The organism is uncultured Shimia sp. (assembly GCF_913054185.1).
GTDB lineage: Bacteria > Pseudomonadota > Alphaproteobacteria > Rhodobacterales > Rhodobacteraceae > Shimia.
In genome coordinates this window covers 1-2,088 of sequence record NZ_CAJXIV010000175.1, presented here as the reverse complement: position 1 = coordinate 2,088, position 2,088 = coordinate 1, and the positions used below count along the sequence as shown (strand labels likewise).

Genomic DNA, 2,088 nt, shown 5'->3' with positions numbered 1-2,088 from the left:
GGCAGCACCAACATCCCAGCCGATGTGGTCCGCGAGCAAGATCGCATCGCCCGCGCTGATGCCATTTGCCTGATCTTCCCGTTGTTCTGGTGGGGCATGCCCTCGATGATGAAAGGCTGGGTGGACCGCGTCTGGTGTTGGGGCTGGGCTTATGACCAACTCGACGATCCGGAGCTCTCGGTCCAGAAAAACCGCAGCGGCCTTTTGCTGATCCCCGCCGGTGCCCGCTCTGATGAAATGGAAGATAAAGGCTACCGCGCCGCGCTGGAGACCTGCTGGACAGAAGGCACTTTTGGCTTCTTTGGCTTCTCTCCGCGCCGTATGGAGTTGCTCTATGGGTCAACAGGTTCCGCCCCACGCCGCGAGGCGCTTTTGGCGCAAAGCTATGACTGTGGTCTCACGCTGCCACCGCCTGCACCAGCTTAACTCAAGCCTGCGCCCATAGAAGCCCGCTGCGCCGCTTTTCGAAATCCCGCGGGACAATCCAGCCCAAAACCCACCTCCGCAATACAGCCGCGATACCAACGCAAAACCGATGTTGTTTTTGGCTGGCCGTAAAGCCTTGGGCGCAGGTTTATTGGGCAACACGGCAAGCGCGCTTATCTTCGCTTCACACCGCAATTCCGCCGCCTGCTCATTCCCCTCTTCCAACCCCCGCGTCCTCATGGCAACGTCGCGCCATGACGCAGACAATCACCAGCCTTAATGGCGCCCCGATCAGCCGCTATGCCTTTGGCACCATGCAATTTGGCGGCACCGCCTCCGAGCGTGACAGCGCCGAGATGTTTGAGGACTGCCGCGCCGCTGGCATCACCCATTTTGACACTGCTTACCTCTATACAGATGGGCGCAGCGAAGAGATCCTGGGCACACTCGCCGCGCCCCACCGCGACAATTTGGTGATTGCCACCAAGGTTGGCTACAGAGGTGGCGCAGGGGCGGAAAACCTACAGTCGCAATTTGACGTCTCCCGCAAACGCCTGAACATGGATCACGTCGACATCCTCTATCTGCACCGCTTTGACGCAGACACGCCCATTGAGGAAACCCTTGAAACCTTTGCGCAATTCAAGGCGGACGGAAAAATCTCACATGTTGGCCTATCAAACTTCGCTGCTTGGCAGGTTGTAAAAGCCGCTTGGGCCGCGTCAAAATTGGGCCTCCCCATCAGTGTCTTGCAACCGATGTACAGCCTGGTGAAGCGTCAGGCAGAGGTCGAAATCCTGCCCATGTGCGCTGACCTTGGCATTCTTGCAGCCACCTACTCCCCGCTTGGTGGGGGCCTGCTCACCGGAAAGTACAACGCCAAAGACGCAGAAGGCCGCCTGGCAACAGACGAGCGCTACGCCGCCCGCTATGATGTTGGATGGATGCACAAAACCGCCGTGCAACTCACCGAACTGGCCACTGCGCGCGGCCTGCATCCCGCCACATTGGCCGCCGCTTGGGTTGCGAAACACAGCGCCGCACCCAGCCCCATTCTCTCAGCACGCAGCCTGGCGCAACTCGAACCATCGCTGGCGGCCACAAGCTTTCACATGAACGACGCGATCTACGCAGACATCACCGCGCTCAGCCAAACGCCTGCGCCCGCAACAGATCGATTGGACGAAGCATGATTGATTTCCTCGTCATTGGCGGCGGCATTGGCGGCGTCTCCGCCGCTGCCCGTCTTGCACCTTTGGGTAAAACCGTTGTTTTGGAACGGGAATCTGCCCTTGGATACCACGCCTCCGGTCGCTCAGCCGCGATGTTTGAGCCCAATTATGGGTCTCCCAGCACCGTCGAGCTCAGCCACGCCAGTGGTGATTTTTTCAAACACGAAGACGGCGGTTTCCTCTCCCCTCGCGGCGTGATGTTCCTCGCCGCCAAAGGGGAAGACGACGCCTTCAAACGCTGTTGCGAAAGCTTTGACGCCACCCCGATGGGCCTACAACAGGCCGTCGACATGGTGCCAATCCTCAACACGGACAGCATCGGCAACGTCGCACATCATCATTCCGGCGAAGACATCGACACCGACCGACTGATCCAATGCTTTGCCAAAACCTGCCGAGCTCAAGGTGGTGACGTGCACACCGGTCAAGA

The 2,088-nt window shown here is 59.3% G+C and carries 3 protein-coding genes; all 3 read left to right on the top strand.

The window, feature by feature from the left end; translation table 11 throughout:
- Positions 1–426, top strand: a 426-nt coding sequence (locus QZ517_RS20045) for an NAD(P)H-dependent oxidoreductase (RefSeq protein ID WP_294230851.1), incomplete at its 5' end; no start/stop codon positions are given.
- A gap of 254 nt (positions 427–680) precedes the next feature.
- Positions 681–1,619: an aldo/keto reductase gene (locus tag QZ517_RS20040; RefSeq protein WP_294230849.1), complete on the top strand. Its 939-nt coding sequence runs from the start codon at positions 681–683 to the stop codon at positions 1,617–1,619.
- Positions 1,616–2,088 (top strand): FAD-dependent oxidoreductase (locus QZ517_RS20035; RefSeq protein ID WP_294230847.1); only part of this gene is annotated, 473 nt, incomplete at its 3' end. The genes QZ517_RS20040 and QZ517_RS20035, both read left to right, overlap by 4 nt.

Coding starts and splice junctions, on each gene's coding strand:
- QZ517_RS20040 (WP_294230849.1), top strand. CDS start 681: ATGACGCAGACAATCACCAGCCTTAATGGCGCCCCGATCAGCCGCTAT.